The organism is Nonomuraea sp. NPDC003804, assembly GCF_040610675.1.
In the GTDB taxonomy this organism is placed as follows: Bacteria; Actinomycetota; Actinomycetes; order Streptosporangiales; family Streptosporangiaceae; genus Nonomuraea.
In genome coordinates, this window is sequence record NZ_JBEXMT010000030.1 from 53441 (window position 1) to 68393 (window position 14953).

18 protein-coding genes are annotated in these 14953 nt (G+C 69.4%); 15 read left to right on the forward strand and 3 right to left on the reverse strand.

The features are described 5' to 3' along the window. The first annotated feature begins 27 nt into the window (after window positions 1-27). From atpE to ABZX22_RS33920, 8 genes are all read left to right on the forward strand, one after another. Window positions 28-258 (forward strand): ATP synthase F0 subunit C, encoded by a 231-nt coding sequence (gene atpE, locus ABZX22_RS33885; RefSeq protein ID WP_354917244.1) that lies wholly within the window; start codon window positions 28-30, stop codon window positions 256-258. A gap of 34 nt (window positions 259-292) precedes the next feature. Further along, window positions 293-844 (forward strand): F0F1 ATP synthase subunit B, encoded by a 552-nt coding sequence (locus ABZX22_RS33890; RefSeq protein WP_354917247.1) that lies wholly within the window; start codon window positions 293-295, stop codon window positions 842-844. Then, window positions 844-1653: a F0F1 ATP synthase subunit delta gene (locus ABZX22_RS33895; RefSeq protein ID WP_354917250.1), complete on the forward strand. Its 810-nt coding sequence runs from the start codon at window positions 844-846 to the stop codon at window positions 1651-1653. Before ABZX22_RS33890 ends, ABZX22_RS33895 begins: the two co-directional genes overlap by 1 nt. 23 nt (window positions 1654-1676) lie before the next feature. Beyond that, entirely contained in the window at window positions 1677-3326 is a 1650-nt protein-coding gene (gene atpA, locus ABZX22_RS33900) for a F0F1 ATP synthase subunit alpha (RefSeq protein ID WP_354917253.1), read from the forward strand. A gap of 3 nt (window positions 3327-3329) precedes the next feature. Continuing rightward, window positions 3330-4232 (forward strand): F0F1 ATP synthase subunit gamma, encoded by a 903-nt coding sequence (locus ABZX22_RS33905; protein ID WP_354917256.1) that lies wholly within the window; start codon window positions 3330-3332, stop codon window positions 4230-4232. 1 nt (window position 4233) lies between these two features. After that, complete coding sequence (gene atpD / locus ABZX22_RS33910; protein ID WP_354917259.1) at window positions 4234-5667, forward strand: F0F1 ATP synthase subunit beta; 1434 nt, start codon at window positions 4234-4236, stop codon at window positions 5665-5667. Window positions 5668-5737: 70 nt separating this feature from the next. After that, window positions 5738-6142: a F0F1 ATP synthase subunit epsilon gene (locus ABZX22_RS33915; RefSeq protein ID WP_354917262.1), complete on the forward strand. Its 405-nt coding sequence runs from the start codon at window positions 5738-5740 to the stop codon at window positions 6140-6142. Between the two features lie 25 nt (window positions 6143-6167). Next, complete coding sequence (locus ABZX22_RS33920; RefSeq protein ID WP_354917265.1) at window positions 6168-6557, forward strand: DUF2550 domain-containing protein; 390 nt, start codon at window positions 6168-6170, stop codon at window positions 6555-6557. Window positions 6558-6805: 248 nt separating this feature from the next. On the opposite strand, the gene ABZX22_RS33925 is transcribed toward ABZX22_RS33920, so the two are convergent. Continuing rightward, window positions 6806-7396, reverse strand: coding sequence for a cob(I)yrinic acid a,c-diamide adenosyltransferase (locus ABZX22_RS33925; protein ID WP_354917268.1), 591 nt, complete (start codon window positions 7394-7396; stop codon window positions 6806-6808). 191 nt (window positions 7397-7587) lie between these two features. Here ABZX22_RS33925 and ABZX22_RS33930 point away from each other — a divergent pair, with 191 nt between their 5' ends. From ABZX22_RS33930 to ABZX22_RS33950, 5 genes are all read left to right on the forward strand, one after another. After that, a complete protein-coding gene (locus tag ABZX22_RS33930) occupies window positions 7588-8538 on the forward strand; it encodes an ABC transporter ATP-binding protein (RefSeq protein WP_354917271.1) in 951 nt (316 codons plus the stop codon). Next, window positions 8535-9251, forward strand: a complete 717-nt coding sequence (locus ABZX22_RS33935; RefSeq protein ID WP_354917274.1) for an ABC transporter permease — start codon at window positions 8535-8537, stop codon at window positions 9249-9251. The genes ABZX22_RS33930 and ABZX22_RS33935 overlap by 4 nt, the downstream gene beginning before the upstream one ends. A gap of 12 nt (window positions 9252-9263) precedes the next feature. Further along, window positions 9264-10343, forward strand: coding sequence for a histidine kinase (locus ABZX22_RS33940; RefSeq protein WP_354917278.1), 1080 nt, complete (start codon window positions 9264-9266; stop codon window positions 10341-10343). Next, a complete protein-coding gene (locus tag ABZX22_RS33945; RefSeq protein WP_354917281.1) occupies window positions 10340-10933 on the forward strand; it encodes a response regulator transcription factor in 594 nt (197 codons plus the stop codon). Before ABZX22_RS33940 ends, ABZX22_RS33945 begins: the two co-directional genes overlap by 4 nt. Before the next feature lie 99 nt (window positions 10934-11032). Further along, window positions 11033-11350, forward strand: coding sequence for an STAS domain-containing protein (locus ABZX22_RS33950; protein WP_354917284.1), 318 nt, complete (start codon window positions 11033-11035; stop codon window positions 11348-11350). 131 nt (window positions 11351-11481) lie between these two features. On the opposite strand, the gene ABZX22_RS33955 is transcribed toward ABZX22_RS33950, so the two are convergent. Further along, window positions 11482-12027: a TetR/AcrR family transcriptional regulator gene (locus tag ABZX22_RS33955; RefSeq protein WP_354917287.1), complete on the reverse strand. Its 546-nt coding sequence runs from the start codon at window positions 12025-12027 to the stop codon at window positions 11482-11484. Window positions 12028-12535: 508 nt separating this feature from the next. Then, window positions 12536-13198, reverse strand: coding sequence for an endonuclease NucS (gene nucS, locus ABZX22_RS33960; RefSeq protein WP_354917289.1), 663 nt, complete (start codon window positions 13196-13198; stop codon window positions 12536-12538). Between the two features lie 36 nt (window positions 13199-13234). On the opposite strand from nucS, the gene ABZX22_RS33965 reads away from it, so the two are divergent. Together ABZX22_RS33965 and ABZX22_RS33970 are read left to right on the forward strand one after the other, a co-directional pair. Next, window positions 13235-14647 carry a 3-hydroxyacyl-CoA dehydrogenase NAD-binding domain-containing protein gene (locus ABZX22_RS33965; RefSeq protein WP_354917292.1) on the forward strand — a complete coding sequence of 471 codons (1413 nt, stop codon included), beginning with the start codon at window positions 13235-13237 and terminating at the stop codon, window positions 14645-14647. Continuing rightward, window positions 14644-14934, forward strand: coding sequence for an ATP/GTP-binding protein (locus ABZX22_RS33970; protein WP_354917295.1), 291 nt, complete (start codon window positions 14644-14646; stop codon window positions 14932-14934). The genes ABZX22_RS33965 and ABZX22_RS33970 overlap by 4 nt, the downstream gene beginning before the upstream one ends. The last annotated feature ends 19 nt before the right edge of the window (window positions 14935-14953 follow it).

Below are 14953 nucleotides of genomic sequence, written 5' to 3' on the forward strand. Positions count from 1 at the left end.
CGGCCGACCAAGTAAAGGAAAACATCAATGAGCCTTCTCGCTGAGGTCTCCGGCAACGTCACCGCCATCGGCTACGGTCTCGCCGCCATCGGCCCCGGCATCGGCGTCGGCATCATCTTCGGTCAGGGCGTGCAGGCCATCGCGCGTCAGCCCGAGGCTTACGGCCTGATCCGCCAGAACATGCTCCTCGGCTTCGTTCTGACCGAGGCTCTGGCCCTGATCGGTCTGGTCGCGCCGTTCATTTTCGCGAACCTGTAAGACCGAAGACCACCCTGACTGAAAGGCTGCATCCATGAATACGGCAGCTTCGCTCCTCGCGTCGGAGGGCGGCGCCAACCCGCTCATTCCGCACGTGTACGAGCTGGTCGTGGGCATCTTCGCGTTCTTCGCCGTCCTCCTCGTCGTCGGTAAGATCCTCACTCCGCGCATCCAGAAGACTCTGGCCGAGCGGACCGACGCGATCGAGGGCGGCATCAAGAGGGCGGAGGACGCCCAGGCCGAGGCGCAGGCGCTGCTCAAGCAGTACCGCGACCAGCTGGCCGAGGCCAGGCACGAGGCCGCCAGGCTGCGCGAGGAGGCTCGCGAGCAGGGCGCCCAGATCAAGGCCGAGCTCCGCGAGGAGGCTCAGGTCGAAGCGCGCCGCATCGTCGAGGCGGCGCACGCGCAGATCGAGGCCGACCGCCAGCAGGCGTTCGGTCAGCTGCGCACCGAGATCGGTCGGCTGTCGACCGACCTCGCCGCCCGCATCGTCGGCGAGTCCCTCGAGGACGAGGCGCGTCAGCGCCGCATCGTCGACCGGTTCCTTGACGAGCTGGAGAGCTCCTCTGCGCAGGCGGTGCGCTGATGAGAGGCTTGAGCAGGAGTTCGCTGGCCGCTGTTGAGGAGCGCTTCAACACGGTGGCGGCCTCGGCGGACTTGGGGCGCCTGGCCGACGACCTGAGCGCCATCGTGGACCTGCTCGACCGCGAGCACGGCCTGCGCCGGAACCTTTCGGATCCGGCGCGGCCCGCAGCCCAGAAGGCCCAGGTCATCCGCACGCTGCTCGAGGGCAAGGTCAGCGAGGCCGCGCTGGAGACCGCCGTCGCGGCGGTCGAGGCCAAGTGGTCGCGCGCCAGTGACCTGACCGACGCGCTCGAGCGGCTCAGCGTGATCGCCTCGGCCGCTCAGGCCGAGTCCGAGAGCCGGCTGGACGACGTGGAGGACGAGCTCTTCCGGTTCAGCCGCATCATCGCCGCCAACCCCGACCTGCGACGCGCGCTCGCCGACCCGGCCGCGCCCGCCGAGGGCAAGGAGCGGCTGCTGACGGAGCTGATCGGTGGCAAGGTCGCCGCTGCGAGCCAGCGTCTCATCACGCAGCTGGCAGTTCGTCCGAGAGGACGTAGCCTGGAGACGGGCCTGGAGGAGTACTCCTGGCTCGTCGCGGAGCAGCGCCAGCGTCTGGTGGCGGTGGTTCGCAGCGCAGTGGCGCTGACCGACGTGCAGCGGCAGCGTCTGGGTGCGTGGCTGCGCACCTCCTATGGCCGTGACGTTCACGTGAACGTCGAGGTGGACCCGCGAGTGCAGGGTGGTTTCTCGGTTCGCATCGGCGACGAGGTCATCGACAGCACGATCGCGGGACGAATCGAAGAAGTCCGCCGCCGGTTGGCCGGCTAGGCGAATAGGGAGACAGAGAAGAGATGGCGGAGCTTACGATCCGGCCGGACGAGATCCGGGACGCGCTTGAGCGCTTCGTCCAGGCGTACGAACCGGAAGGCGCCGCGCGCGAGGAGATCGGGACCGTCGTCGACTGTGGCGACGGCATCGCCCATGTCTCCGGCCTTCCCTCGGCGATGGCGAACGAGCTGCTCGAGTTCGAGGACGGCACGCGCGGCCTGGCACTGAACCTCGACACCCGCGAGATCGGTGTCGTTATCCTCGGCGACTTCAGCAAGATCGAAGAGGGCCAGTCGGTCCGCAGGACCGGCGAGGTCCTGTCGGTGCCGGTCGGCGACAACTTCCTCGGTCGCGTCGTCGACCCCCTGGGCAACCCGCTCGACGGCAAGGGCGCCATCGAGGCCGAGGGCCTGCGCGCCCTCGAGCTGCAGGCCCCCTCCGTCGTGCAGCGCCAGCCGGTGAAGGAGTCCCTCGCCACCGGCATCAAGGCGATCGACGCCATGACCGCGATCGGCCGTGGTCAGCGCCAGCTGATCATCGGTGACCGTGGCACCGGCAAGACCGCGATCGCCGTCGACACCATCCTCAACCAGCGCGACAACTGGCTGTCCGGCGACCCGGCCAAGCAGGTGCGCTGCATCTACGTCGCCGTCGGCCAGAAGGGCTCGACGATCGCGCAGGTCCGTGGCCGCCTCGAGGAGGCGGGCGCGATGGAGTACACCACCATCGTCGCCGCCCCCGCCTCCGACCCGGCCGGCTACAAGTACATCGCCCCCTACACCGGTTCCGCCATCGGGCAGCACTGGATGTACCAGGGCAAGCACGTCCTGATCGTCTTCGACGACCTGACCAAGCAGGCCGACGCCTACCGCGCCGTCTCCCTGCTGCTGCGTCGCCCGCCGGGCCGTGAGGCCTTCCCCGGCGACGTCTTCTACCTCCACTCCCGCCTGCTGGAGCGCTGCGCCAAGCTCTCCAACGAGATGGGCGGTGGCTCGATGACCGGTCTGCCGATCATCGAGACCAAGGGCAACGACGTGTCGGCCTTCATCCCGACCAACGTCATCTCCATCACCGACGGCCAGGTCTTCCTCGAGACCGACCTGTTCAACGCCGGTGTGCGCCCCGCCATCAACGTCGGTATCTCCGTCTCCCGAGTCGGTGGTTCGGCGCAGGCCAAGGCGATGCGCAAGGTCGCGGGCACGCTCCGTCTGGCCCTGTCGCAGTACCGTGACCTCGAGGCGTTCGCCTCGTTCGCCTCCGACCTCGACGCCGCCTCCAAGGCTCAGCTCGAGCGTGGTCTGCGCCTGGTCGAGCTGCTCAAGCAGCCGCAGTACAGCCCGTTCTCCCTGGAGCGCGAGGTCGTCTCGGTCTGGGCCGGCACCACCGGTGAGCTCGACGAGGTTCCGGTCGAGGACATCCGCCGCTTCGAGGGCGAGTTCCTCGACTACATCCAGAGCTCCCACAAGGGCGTCTTCACCAGCATCGCCGAGACCAGGGACCTCAGCGACGACACGGTGACCGCCCTCAAGGACGCCATCACCGAGTTCAAGAAGGGCTTCACCACCTCTTCGGGTGAGTTGCTCGTCAAGGACGAGCCCGTCGCGCCGCTGGACGCCGACGAGGTCGGCCAGGAGAAGATCCGCAAGGTCGTCCGCCCGGCGGAGAAGAAGTAGCCGATGGGTGCCCAGCTAAGGCTGCTGCGGCGGCGGATCAAGTCGGTCGAGTCGACCGCCAAGATCACGCGCGCCCAGGAGCTCATCGCCTCGTCACGGATCGTGCGGGCGCAGCAGCGGATGCAGGCGGCGGTGCCGTACGAGCGGGAGATCACCCGCGCCGTCACGGGCGTCGTCAGCAACGCGGCGAGCGTCGACCATCCGCTGACCGTGGAGAAGGACCAGCCGCAGACGGCGGGCGTGCTCATCGTCACCAGCGACAGCGGCTTCTGCGGCGGCTTCAACGCCAACGTGCTGCGTGAGGCCGAGGCGCTGCGTGGTCACCTCGAAGGGCGGGGTCTCCAGGTCAAGCCGTTCGTCAGCGGGCGTAAGGGTGTCACCTGGCACTCCTTCCGCGGTCGCGAGATGGCCGGCGAGTGGGTCGGGTTCTCCCGCAGGCCGTCCTACGCCAACGCCAAGGAGATCGCCAACGAGCTGATCGAGGCGTTCAAGGACGAGAACGGGATCGACGAGATCCACATCGTCTCGACCGAGTTCGTCTCGATGCTGACCCAGAACGTGGTGGTCAAGCGCGTCCTGCCGCTCGAGATCGAGGAGTCGGAGGCGACGGCGACCGAGACGATCCCGCCGTACTTCGAGTTCGAGCCGACCGCGGGTGACGTTCTGGACTCGCTGCTGCCGCGGTACGTGGAGTCGCGCATCTTCAGCGCGCTGCTCCAGTCCGCGGCCTCCGAGGAGGCCGCGCGCCGCCGCGCCATGAAGTCGGCGACGGACAACGCCACCGAGCTCAGGCGGGTCCTGACCCAGCAGATGAACCAGGCTCGCCAGGCCGAGATCACCCAGGAAATCAGCGAGATCGTCGGTGGCGCCAACGCGCTGGCTGACGCCGCAGCGGGGAAAGAGTGAAATGACTGCAGAGACTGTTGAGACCACGACCGGCACGGGCCGCGTGGCTCGCGTCACGGGTCCCGTCGTCGACGTGGAGTTCCCCGTCGAGGCGATGCCCGACATCTACAACGCCCTCACCGTCGAGGTGATCCTCGGCGAGGAGACCAAGACGCTGACCCTCGAGGTCGCCCAGCACCTGGGTGACAACCTGGTCCGCGCCATCTCGATGCAGCCCACCGACGGCCTGACCCGCGGTGCGGCGGTCGCCGACTCCGGCAACCCGATCTCGGTGCCCGTCGGCGACATCGTCAAGGGCCACGTGTGGAACGCGCTCGGCGAGTCGCTCGACGTGCCGACCGCCTCCCTCAAGGTCAGCGAGAAGTGGGGCATCCACCGTCCGTCCCCCGCGTTCGACCAGCTCGAGTCGCGTACCGAGATGCTGCCCACCGGCATCAAGGTCATCGACCTGCTGACGCCGTACGTGAAGGGTGGAAAGATCGGTCTGTTCGGTGGCGCCGGTGTCGGCAAGACCGTTCTGATCCAGGAGATGATCCGCCGAGTCGCGCTGAAGTTCTCGGGCACCTCGGTGTTCGCGGGCGTCGGCGAGCGTACCCGTGAGGGCAACGACCTCTGGCTGGAGATGGATGAGGCGGGCGTTCTCAAGGACACCGCCCTCGTCTTCGGTCAGATGGACGAGCCGCCGGGCACCCGTCTGCGTGTCGCGCTCTCCGCGCTGACCATGGCGGAGTACTTCCGCGACGTGCAGAAGCAGGACGTGCTTCTGTTCATCGACAACATCTTCCGTTTCACCCAGGCCGGTTCCGAGGTCTCCACCCTGCTCGGCCGTATGCCGTCCGCCGTGGGTTACCAGCCCACGCTGGCCGACGAGATGGGTGTGCTCCAGGAGCGCATCACCTCGACGCGTGGCCACTCGATCACCTCCATGCAGGCGATCTACGTGCCCGCGGACGACATCACCGACCCGGCCCCGCACAACGCGTTCGCGCACCTCGACGCGCAGACCGTTCTCTCGCGGCCGATCTCGGAGAAGGGCATCTACCCCGCGGTGGACCCGCTCGACTCCTCCTCCCGCATCCTCGACCCGCAGATCGTGGGCGAGGAGCACTACCGGGTGGCCCAGGAGACCAAGCGGATCCTGCAGAAGTACCGCGAGCTCCAGGACATCATCGCGATCCTCGGTATCGACGAGCTGTCCGAAGAGGACAAGGTGACCGTCAACCGGGCCCGCCGCATCGAGCGCTTCCTTTCGCACCCGATGTACGCCGCCGAGGCGTTCACCGGCCAGCCGGGTGAGTTCGTGCCGCTGGACGAGACGATCGCCTCGTTCAAGGGGCTGTGCGAGGGTGAGTATGACCACCTGCCCGAGCAGGCCTTCTTCATGGTCGGCGGCATCGAGCAGGCCATCGCCAAGGCCAAGGAACTCTCCAAGTAATCGCCTTCGGTGCCAGGTGCGGCGGCGCAAGTGCCGCACCTGGCATCTGATCGGAAAGGAACCTACACAAGTGGCGAAGCTACGCGTAGGGGTCGTCTCACCGGAGCGTGAGATCTGGTCGGGCGAGGCCGACATGGTGATTGCCAAGACCGTGGACGGCGAGATCGGTATTATGCCTCAACACGCACCGGTGCTCGGCGTGCTCGTCGAGGGCGGGGTCCTGCGTGTGAAGCGCGGCGGCGGCGAGGAGGACCTCATCGCCGCGGTGCACGGCGGGTTCATCTCCGTGGCCGACAACGAGGTGTCCGTGCTGGCCGAGGCGGCCGAGCTCGGGTCCGAGGTGGACGTCGCGGCTGCCCGCGACGCTCTCGAGCGGGCCCAGGCCTCGATCGAGGCGGACCAGGAGGACGCCGACGCGGCGCTCGAGGCCAAGCGGGCTCGGGCACGGCTGCGCGCGGCCGGCGAGGACGTCTGATCTTTCACAACATGCGGGGGCGGCGATGCTGACGATTCTCACGGACGCGCTGCTCGCTGCCCTGCTGCTCGCGGCTCTCATGATGATCCGCGGTTTCGCGCTGGCACGTTCCCGCGGGAGCGTGCCGTGTCGACTCAAGGTAGGGTCCATCACGGGTCCCGGAGGCTGGCGCAGCGGTGTAGCCCGCTATGCCGACGGGGAGCTCCACTGGATCCCGCTCATGGGTGTGCTGTTCAGGCCGCGCCACGCGATCGCGAGGCGCGGCCTGACTGTTTCCGCCAGGCAGCAGCTCGGCGGCGGCCTGTGGGCGGTCGACTGCGGCGAGGTGTCGCTGGCGATGTCGGAGGACGCGCTGACGGGCTTCCTGGCGTGGCTCGAATCCGCCCCACCCAGCGCCTACCTCGACGTCGCCTGACCCACCCGGCTCCGCGACAGTCGCCGTCTGCTTCGGGCTCCGTGCGCCCCGCTTCGAGCTTCCTGCGCCGGGCCTTTCTGCTTCGGGCGGCGCCCTGCTTCGGGCGGCGGGCTTCCTGCCCCGGGCTGCGGTTCTCCACGGTTCAAGAACCCCCGGTACGGCAAGCCGGGTCGCGGCTACTGCGGTCACCCGGTGGCCGCCCGTCCATCACGCCACTCCAGCGCGACTCCGGCCGGTCGCCGTCACGTCTACCGGGTACCTCCCGGCTTCCACAGGATCTCGCCGCCGTCGTGCGAGGTGCGGCACAGGATGAACAGCAGGTCGGACAGGCGGTTGAGGTACTTGGCCGGCAGCGGGCTGACGTCCTCGTGCGCCTCCAGGGCCGCCCACGCCGAACGCTCGGCGCGGCGCACCGTCACCCGGGCCACGTGGAGCTGCGCCGTGGCCGGGTCGCCGCCGGGCAGGATGAAGCTGCGCAGCGGCTTGAGGTCGGCGTTGAAGCGGTCGCACTGCGATTCGAGCCACTCGATGTAGGAGGGCTCGACGCGCAGCGGCGGGAACTCGGGGCTGTCGACGAGCGGGGTGGCCAGGTCGGCGCCCAAGTCGAACAGCTCGTTCTGGACCCGGCGCAGGACTTCGGCGATCTCGGGGGCGAGCGTGCCGTACGAGAGGGCGAGGCCGATGGCGGCGTTGGCCTCCTCGGCGTCGGCGTACGCGGCGAGTCTGGGGTCGGTCTTGGACGTGCGGCTCAGGTCGCTGAGCGCGGTCGTGCCGTCGTCGCCGGTGCGGGTGTAGATCGTGGAGAGGACGACTGGCTTGTCCTTGTCTGCGCGCGTCATGCCCCCAGCATCGCAGACGCTCTGGCCGCGACGGCCGGTGCTGCTGATCTCCTGGTGACCCGGTCGAGGCGCCGGCCGGGACGGTCGCCGGTGGAGGTGACAGATGTCATGGGGGTTCGGCGCGATCTTCATGGCAGGCCGGTGATATCGGCGACTACAGCGGCGAATCCCGAAACGACAGCCTTATGGGCATGAGGACGATAGAGACGCGGGACCCCGTCGCCCCCACGACGGCGGACGGACCGGCGATCGAGGTCGCGGGTCTGCGGCAGCGGTACGGGAGCTTCGAGGCGGTGCGCGGCATCTCCTTCGAGGTGCACCCGGCCGAGCTGTTCGCGCTGCTCGGCACCAACGGCGCCGGCAAGACCACCACGATGGAGGTCCTGGAGGGCTTCACCGGGGCGAGCGAGGGCCGCGTGCGGGTCCTCGGCCTGGACCCGGTCCGCCGGCGCAGGGCGCTGCGCCCGCGCATCGGGATCATGCTGCAGGAGGCCGGTTTCCTCGGCGACCTGACCGTCGCGGAGACGGTCGCGGTCTGGAAGGGCATGAGCGCCGACGCCGGCCGTCCGCCCCTCGAGGCGGACGTGCTGGAGACCGTCGACCTGGCCGCCAAGGCCAAGACCAGGGTCCGTCAGCTGTCGGGAGGCCAGAAGCGCAGGCTGGACCTGGCGCTGGCGCTGCTGTCCCGCCCCGAGGTGCTCTTCCTGGACGAGCCCACCACCGGCATGGACCCGGAGGCCCGGCAGGCCACCTGGGAGGTCATCAGGGGCCTCAGAGCCGCCGGGACCACGGTGCTGCTGACCACGCACTACCTGGAGGAGGCCGAGCGGCTGGCCGACCGGCTGGCCATCATGCACGAGGGCGTGATCCGCACCTACGGCACGGTCGACGAGGTCGTGAGCACCACGGGCGACCAGATCACCTTCAGGCTGCCGGAGCCCGCCGAGCCGCCGTTCCTGCCCGGCGCGGCTCCCGTCGTCACCGGCAGTCAGGTCGTCTACAGCCTGGCGGGCGAGGCGCACCCGGCCCTGCGGACCCTGCTGGCCTGGGCCGACGGGCACGGTCTCACTCTCGAGCGGCTCGAGGTGCGCAGGGGCACCCTCGAGGACGCGTTCCTGCGCGTGGTGGGAGACAGGCGATGAGGACCGACGCTCTGCATGCCGTACGGCTGGCCAGGATGGATCTGAAGCTGCTGGGCCGCAACACGACCGCGATGGTCAACGTGGTGCTGCTGCCGTTCCTGTTCGGCCTGATGTTCTCGCAGAACGGCGACCAGACGTTCGTGCTCACCGGGCTGCCGGGGTTGATGGTGGTGTTCGCGGTCTTCATCAACCTGGTCAACTCCTTCACCGCGCGTCGCGAGGAACTGGTGCTGAAGCGGCTGCGCGGCGGCCAGAGCTCGCCCGCGGCCATCTTCGGTGGCGCGGCGCTGTCGGGGCTGGCGGTGTACGCGGGCCAGGTGGCGTTGCTGAGCGTGTGGATCGACCGCTCGGGCGGCGGGCTGCCGCGGAACGTGCCCATGATGCTGGTGGCGGCCGTCCTGGGGACGGCGGTGTTCGCGCTGCTGGCCGCCGCGTTCTCGGGGATCACGCCGAACGCGGAGTTCGCCCAGGTGGCGGTGGTGCCGGTGCTGCTGGTCGCGCTGCTGGGCGCGCCGCTCATGGTGCCGCTGGAGCACATGCCCTTCGCCGCGCGGCTGGTGCCGACCACACCCATCACCGAGATGATGCGGATGGGCTACGTCGGCGGACCGTGGGTGGACGCGCTGCCGTGGATCGGAGCGCTGGTCGTCTGGCTCGGCATCGCGGTGCTGCTGGTCAGGTGGCTGTTCCGATGGGATCCCCGGCACAGCTAGGTTTGCTGCGAGATGACCGATATCAGCACCGACTACCAGCGCCTCCGGCGAGCCACCCTGTGGAGCGTCGCCGGGGGCGCCACCCTGCCCTGGTTGAGCCTGGTGGGGGCGGTGGGTGATCCCGCCCGGCCCGCCGTGTGGCGGCTGGTGGTGGTCGCGCTCCTCCTGGTCGTCTTCACCGTCTGCTATGTGCGCGGCGCCAGGACGGTGGTCCAGGGTGAGTACCCCCGCCGTGAGGTGCTCATCACCGGAGTGCTCGGGCTGATCGCTTTCGTGCTCATCCGCGAGCAGTTCATCCCCGCCGCGGGGATTCCCGTCGCGTGGGTGGCGCTGGCCGTCCTGCGCGTGTCCAAGCTGCGGGCGGTCCTGATCGGGCTGGGCGCGGTCGCGGTCTGCAGCGCGATCGTGCCGATGGGGGTGTTCTTCTACGCGCTGATGGGCGGGATGGTGGGCTGGCTGAGCCGCTTCCAGTTCTGGTTCTGGACGGTGGTCAAGGCCGCCCATGACGGCAGGGAGGCCCTGACCAAGCTCGCCGTCACCGAGGAGCGGCTGCGCTTCTCGCGCGACATGCACGACATCGTCGGCCACAGCCTCTCGGCCATCGCGGTCAAGAGCGAGCTGGCCGCCCGCCTGGCCACAGGGGAGGCGGCCAAGGAGATGATGGAGGTCAGGCGGCTCGCCAGGGACTCGCTCAAGGAGATCCGCGCGGTGGTGCGCGGCTACCGTACGGTCGATCTCGGCGCCGAGCTGCGCAGCGTCAGAGCGGTCCTGGAGGCGGCGGGCATCAGCTGCGCCCTCGAACTGCCGCAGGACGGCCTGAGCGAGGAGGTCAGCACGCTGCTGGCCTGGCTGGTACGCGAGAGCAGCACGAACGTGCTGCGCCACAGCGCCGCGACCGCCTGCCGGATCAGGGTGGCGGCCGGAGCCGGGGAGGTGGAGCTGACCGTGAGCAACGACAACCCCAAACCGTCCAGGGGTACGGCCGGCACCGGCCTCACCGGGATGAGCGAGCGGGTGGCCGCGCTCGGTGGCGTGCTGACGGCAGGGGAGAGCAAGGGAGAGTTCGTGGTGAGGGCGAGGATCCCCGCATGATCAAGGTGCTGCTGGCCGACGACGAGCACCTCATCCGCGAGGCGCTGGCCACGCTGCTCGGCCTCGAACCGGACATCGAGGTGGTCACCCAGGTCGGCAGGGGCGACCAGGTGGTGACCGCGGTCCGCGCGCACCGGCCCGACGTGATCGTCCTCGACATCGAGATGCCCGGCATGGACGGCCTGAGCGTCGCCGAGGCGCTGCCGGGGCAGGCCATCGTGATCCTCACCAGCTTCGGCCGTCCCGGCTACCTGCGCAGGGCGCTGGCGGCGGGGGTACGCGGGTTCATCCCCAAGGACGCCTCGGGCAGCGAGCTGGCGGCGGCGATCAGGAAGGTGCGTGACGGCGGGCGCTACCTCGACCCGGAGATGGCGGCCTCGGCGATGATGGCGGGGGAGAACCCGCTGACCGATCGGGAGCGCCGGGCGCTCGAGCTGGCGGCAGCCGGGTCGCCGGTCAGCGAGATCGCCGCGGCCATGCACCTGACGGAGGGAACGGTCCGCAACTACCTGTCGAGCGCGATCACCAAACTCGGTGCGAGCAACCGAATCACCGCAATTCGGATGGCTCGGGACATGGGTTGGCTCTGACCGGGTAACCGTACTGATGGTTGGTGTGCCGATTATCACCCCGAGAGAGAGCATGACTACGTTGCGTGATTAGATGGCAGCGTGACCTGAGGAGGTGGCATGCGGGTCAAGGGTACGCCTGGAGCTCAGGTGGTGTACGTCGGGCAGCGGCTCGACGTGGGGACCGTGTCAGGGGTCCGGCCGCGTCTGCACGACGCGGTCGACTCGGGTCGCGGTGACCTGATCGTCGACCTCTCCCGGTTGGAGATGATCGATGCCACCGGCCTTGGCGTTCTCGTCGGCACGCATCGCCGCGCGCTGAGCGCGGATCGCCGCCTCGTTCTCCGGGGGGTGCCGCCGCGGATCATGCGGGTGCTTGCGGTGACTCGGCTGAATCGAGTGCTCCGCGTGGAAGCGCCGGCGGCCGCGGTGGCCTGAGATGACATCCGGCGGGATCGGGAGTACGCCGGAGGCCACACCATATCGGAGGGTGGAGCGCGATCAGCCGCGCTCTGCCCTCCCTCATGTCCGCCCTTCCGGATGATAATCCGGAAGGTGCCAATGAATGATTAGGAGAGACCGGAAATCGATCGCTGGAAGATATGGACAGCTGTGCGCACAAGCTCGTCCGTCTCGGGGGGTTGATCGGCCAGCACCCATTCGATGAGCAGCTCCTGCAGCGCTCCAATCAGCCCGAGCGCGAGCAGGTGCCGATCGAGGGGGGCCGAAGCCGGAAACGGTTGCGTCACGTCCTCGACGATGCGCGCGAAGGAGTCTATCGCCCGTTGCCGCGAGGCGGTCAGAACGTCGCCCGACCGCCGGACCTCCACATGCATGATGCGGGCTCGCCGCCAGTCGGCCGTGGCGAAGCCGATATAGGTGGTGATCCCGGCGCTGATGCGGGCCTCGAGCTGGGGCGGAGCGTCCTGCAGGGCCTTCGAGACCGCGGCCAGGGCCTCGTCGACGCAGCGCTCGTGCAGGGCTTGGAGGAGCTCCTCCCTGCCGCCGAAACACTCGTAGAAGGCGCGGTTGGAGATGCGCGCCTCCGTACACAGCCTTTCGATCGTCGTGGCGGCGAACCCCGGTTTCGCGTAGAGCGTGTACGCGGCCGCCATCAGCCGCTCCCGCCTGTCAGTCAGCCTTTGCTCGGCCGACATTCCCCGGTAAGACCGGTTCACTTTTCACCCATTCCTACATGATCGTGAGCCCCCAGAGCACACAATTATGGATGGATGATCGCAATCGGGAAAGAGCGTTTACATTAGCGCTTACGTCGGCCATGCAAAAAGGTCATCATCCTGATCAGTCGCTCAAGATCGTCAGGGTGGCGGCTGAAGGAGGTCGGAGGGAGATCACCGCGTTGGTCGCGGTCGCGCCGCCGCGCATGAGCCCGCGCAGGCGTCGCGCATCCCGGGGTCGGCGGGCGGCGTCGTCCACCGGTTTGCCGGTCCCCCGGTGGGCCGGTCGGCCGGCGGCCTGAGGTGCCGAGCGGCCGGCGTCCGCGTTCGGCGGCCCGCCGAAGTCCTGCCGGAGCACGCGTGATGGATGGGCGGCCACCGGTGACCACGGTGGCCTCGGCCCGGCTTGCCGTACGGGAGGACCGGACGGCAGGACTGGAACGGACTAGAACAGGGTCGGGTTCTCGGGCTGGATGCCCCGGAGGGCGTCGTAGTCGAGAGTGACACAGTCGATGCCGCGGTCGCCCGCCAGCACGCGGGCCTGCGGTTTGATCTCCTGGGCGGCGAAGACGCCCCGCACCGGGGCGATGAGCGGGTCGCGGTTGAGGAGTTCGAGGTAGCGGGTCAGCTGCTCGACCCCGTCGATCTCGCCGCGCCGCTTGATCTCCACGGCGACCGTCGCGCCCGCCGCGTCACGGCACAGGATGTCGACCGGCCCGATCGCCGTCATGTACTCCCTGCGGATCAGCGTGTAGCCCTCGCCCAGCGTGCTGATGTGCTCGGCCAGCAGCTCCTGCAGGTGCGCCTCGACGCCGTCCTTGATCAGCCCGGGGTCGACGCCCAGCTCGTGGGAGGAGTCGTGCAGGATCTCCTCCATCGTCAGCACCAGCTTCTCGCCGGTCTTGCCGTGGGTGACGGTCCAGACCCCGCCGTCCTCCTTGAGCTTGCACGGCGGGTTCATCCAGTTGAGCGGCTTGAACGCGCGGTCGTCGGCGTGGATGCTCACGCTTCCGTCCGCCTTGATGAGCACCAGCCGCGGCGCCATCGGCAGGTGTGCCGTGAGCCGCCCCATGTAATCCACGCTGCATCGCGCGATGACCAGCCGCATGACGGCCAACCCTACCGGCTCTGGAAAACTGGTCGCATGGCGTTCGAATTGGTGGGTGTGGTCGGCCTCGGCACGATGGGGGCCGGGATAGCGGAGGTCTTCGCCCGGGCGGGCATCCGGGTGACCGGCGTCGAGGCCGATGAGCAGGCGCTCGCCAGGGGGCGCGACCACCTGGACAGGTCCACGGGAAGGGCGCTCCAGAAGGGGAAGCTGACCCCGGCCGAGCGTGCGGAGATTCTCGGCAGGGTCACGCTGACCACCTCACGCGCCGGCCTGCGCGACGCCGACCTGGTGATCGAGGCCGTCCCGGAGCGCATGGACGTCAAGGTCGCGCTGTTCACCGAGCTCGACGGTCTCTGCAAGCCCTCCACCGTCCTGGCCACCAACACCTCCTCGCTGTCGGTCACGGCGCTGGCCGCCGCCACCGCACGCCCCGACCGGGTGGTCGGCATGCACTTCTTCAACCCCGCCCCGGTCATGGGACTGGTCGAGGTGGTCGGCACCGTGGTCACTGCCCCCGGCCTCGTCTCCGAGATCGCCGACCTCGCCGTACGGCTGGGCAAGACACCGGTCACGGTGGGCGACCGGGCCGGCTTCGTGGTCAACCGGCTGCTCCTGCCGTACCTCAACCACGCGGTGACCCTGCTGGACCAGGGCGTGGCCGGCCGCGACGACATCGACAACGCGATGAAGCTCGGCGTCGGCCTGCCGATGGGGCCGTTCGAGCTGCTCGACCTGATCGGCCTCGACACCGCCTGCGAGATCATGGGAGTGCTGTTCGAGGAGTCGCGCTCCGACCGGCACGTGCCCTCGCCCCTGCTGCGCTCCTACGTCGATGCCGGGCTGCTCGGGCGCAAGTCCGGCAGGGGCTTTCACGGCGGCCCTGCCGACGGTCAGCCCGAGAAGGCCGCCGCGCGGACCGTCCGCGTCGTCGGCCTGCCCGAGCTGGCCGACCGGCTCGCCGCGGCCGGGTTCAAGGACAGCGACGACCCCGACGTGATCCTCGTGGCGGGCGGCGCCGACCCCGGCTCGCCCAAGACCGTCCGCGTCCAGCTGACCGGGCAGGTGGCGCAGCTGGCCACCTCCGTCCTGACCGCGCAGGAGGCCGTGCTCGGCGCCCGCGACCTGCTGAAGATCGCCGGATACACACCGGTGCCGTGCAGGGACAGGGCCGGCCTGGTGATCGACGCCCTCCTGTTCGCCCACCTGAACGACGCGGTCGGCATGTACGAGTCCGGCTACGCCGCCATCGGTGACATCGACGCGGCGATGCGGCTGGGCTGCGGCTACCCCGCGGGGCCCTTCGAGCTGCTGGAGTCCGCCGGCCTGGCCACGGTACGCGACGGCCTGCGCGCCCTCTACGCCGAGCGGCGCTCGCCCTCCCTCGCCCCCGCCCCGCTGCTCGACCACCTCGTCACCGCCGGGCTGACGCGCTTCCCCCGCCCATGAGCCCTCGACGCGCCCGCCGGAAGGACTCCTCCCGCCCGATCGGCTTCGCCAGCTCGACGGACCGGGTGGAGGAGTGGCCCGACGGGGAGTGGAAGGTCCGCATGCTCAGCGGCGCCTCCTCGGGCAAGAACTACCGCTGTCCCGGCTGCGACCAGGAGATCCGGCCGGGTCTACCGCATATCGTGAGCTGGCCCAACTGGACGGGCGGCGACAGTGAACGCCGCCACTGGCACACCACCTGCTGGCGCAAGCGGCTCGACCGGGGCCCGGGGCGCAGCAGGTACTGAGGGAATCGAGGAGAACTGC

Coding starts and splice junctions, on each gene's coding strand:
- atpE (WP_354917244.1), top strand. CDS start 28: ATGAGCCTTCTCGCTGAGGTCTCCGGCAACGTCACCGCCATCGGCTAC.
- ABZX22_RS33890 (WP_354917247.1), top strand. CDS start 293: ATGAATACGGCAGCTTCGCTCCTCGCGTCGGAGGGCGGCGCCAACCCG.
- ABZX22_RS33895 (WP_354917250.1), top strand. CDS start 844: ATGAGAGGCTTGAGCAGGAGTTCGCTGGCCGCTGTTGAGGAGCGCTTC.
- atpA (WP_354917253.1), top strand. CDS start 1,677: ATGGCGGAGCTTACGATCCGGCCGGACGAGATCCGGGACGCGCTTGAG.
- ABZX22_RS33905 (WP_354917256.1), top strand. CDS start 3,330: ATGGGTGCCCAGCTAAGGCTGCTGCGGCGGCGGATCAAGTCGGTCGAG.
- atpD (WP_354917259.1), top strand. CDS start 4,234: ATGACTGCAGAGACTGTTGAGACCACGACCGGCACGGGCCGCGTGGCT.
- ABZX22_RS33920 (WP_354917265.1), top strand. CDS start 6,168: ATGCTGACGATTCTCACGGACGCGCTGCTCGCTGCCCTGCTGCTCGCG.
- ABZX22_RS33925 (WP_354917268.1), bottom strand. CDS start 7,396: ATGACGCGCGCAGACAAGGACAAGCCAGTCGTCCTCTCCACGATCTAC.
- ABZX22_RS33930 (WP_354917271.1), top strand. CDS start 7,588: ATGAGGACGATAGAGACGCGGGACCCCGTCGCCCCCACGACGGCGGAC.
- ABZX22_RS33935 (WP_354917274.1), top strand. CDS start 8,535: ATGAGGACCGACGCTCTGCATGCCGTACGGCTGGCCAGGATGGATCTG.
- ABZX22_RS33940 (WP_354917278.1), top strand. CDS start 9,264: ATGACCGATATCAGCACCGACTACCAGCGCCTCCGGCGAGCCACCCTG.
- ABZX22_RS33945 (WP_354917281.1), top strand. CDS start 10,340: ATGATCAAGGTGCTGCTGGCCGACGACGAGCACCTCATCCGCGAGGCG.
- ABZX22_RS33950 (WP_354917284.1), top strand. CDS start 11,033: ATGCGGGTCAAGGGTACGCCTGGAGCTCAGGTGGTGTACGTCGGGCAG.
- ABZX22_RS33955 (WP_354917287.1), bottom strand. CDS start 12,027: ATGGCGGCCGCGTACACGCTCTACGCGAAACCGGGGTTCGCCGCCACG.
- nucS (WP_354917289.1), bottom strand. CDS start 13,198: ATGCGGCTGGTCATCGCGCGATGCAGCGTGGATTACATGGGGCGGCTC.
- ABZX22_RS33965 (WP_354917292.1), top strand. CDS start 13,235: ATGGCGTTCGAATTGGTGGGTGTGGTCGGCCTCGGCACGATGGGGGCC.
- ABZX22_RS33970 (WP_354917295.1), top strand. CDS start 14,644: ATGAGCCCTCGACGCGCCCGCCGGAAGGACTCCTCCCGCCCGATCGGC.